The following is a 1,179-nucleotide window of genomic DNA, read 5'->3' as shown; positions in this document are numbered from 1 at the left end:
TGTCTAAAGAAAAATTTGAACGTACGAAACCGCACGTTAACGTTGGTACTATCGGCCACGTTGACCACGGTAAAACTACTCTGACTGCTGCAATCTGTACTGTACTGTCTAAAAAATACGGCGGTTCAGCGCGTGACTTCGCATCTATCGATAACGCGCCAGAAGAGCGTGAGCGTGGTATCACTATCTCTACTTCTCACGTAGAGTACGATACTCCGACTCGCCACTACGCGCACGTTGACTGCCCAGGACACGCCGACTACGTGAAAAACATGATCACCGGTGCTGCTCAGATGGACGGTGGTATCCTGGTTGTTGCTGCGACTGATGGCCCAATGCCACAGACTCGTGAGCACATCCTGCTGGGTCGTCAGGTTGGTATCCCTTACATTCTTGTTTTCATGAACAAGTGTGACATGGTTGATGACGAAGAGCTGCTGGAGCTGGTTGAGATGGAAGTTCGTGAACTTCTGTCTGAGTACGACTTCCCAGGTGACGACTGCCCAGTAATCATGGGTTCTGCTCTGGGCGCGCTGAATGGCGAAGCTCAGTGGGAAGAGAAAATCGTTGAGCTGGCTGAAGCACTGGATTCTTACATCCCAGAGCCAGAGCGTGCTATCGACAAGCCGTTCATCCTGCCAATCGAAGACGTATTCTCAATCCAGGGCCGTGGTACTGTTGTAACTGGTCGTGTTGAGCAAGGTATCGTTCGCGTAGGTGACGAAGTTGCTATCGTAGGTATCAAAGACACCGTCACTACGACTTGTACTGGTGTTGAGATGTTCCGTAAGCTTCTGGACGAAGGCCGTGCTGGTGAGAACGTTGGTGTTCTGCTGCGTGGTACTAAGCGTGACGAAGTTGAGCGTGGTCAAGTTCTGGCTAAGCCTGGTTCAATCACTCCACACACAACTTTCGAGTCAGAAGTATACGTTCTGTCTAAAGACGAAGGCGGCCGTCATACTCCGTTCTTCAAAGGTTACCGTCCACAGTTCTACTTCCGTACAACTGACGTGACCGGTACTATCGAACTGCCAGAAGGCGTTGAGATGGTTATGCCAGGTGACAACATCAAGATGGTTGTTACTCTGATCGCACCTATCGCAATGGACGAAGGTCTGCGCTTCGCAATCCGTGAAGGTGGCCGTACCGTTGGTGCTGGTGTTGTTGCTAAGATCGTTG

At 50.9% G+C, this 1,179-nt stretch carries 1 protein-coding gene; it reads left to right on the top strand.

What is annotated here, in order from left to right; genetic code table 11:
- A partial coding sequence (tuf, locus tag SPK40_RS22935) for an elongation factor Tu (protein ID WP_330962016.1) occupies positions 1 to 1,179 on the top strand: 1,179 nt, incomplete at both ends.

The sequence above is a fragment of the Photobacterium sp. 53610 genome (assembly GCF_036409375.1).
GTDB lineage: Bacteria > Pseudomonadota > Gammaproteobacteria > Enterobacterales > Vibrionaceae > Photobacterium.
Note: the sequence above shows the minus strand (reverse complement) of the source record. Positions and strands in the feature narration are given on the sequence as shown.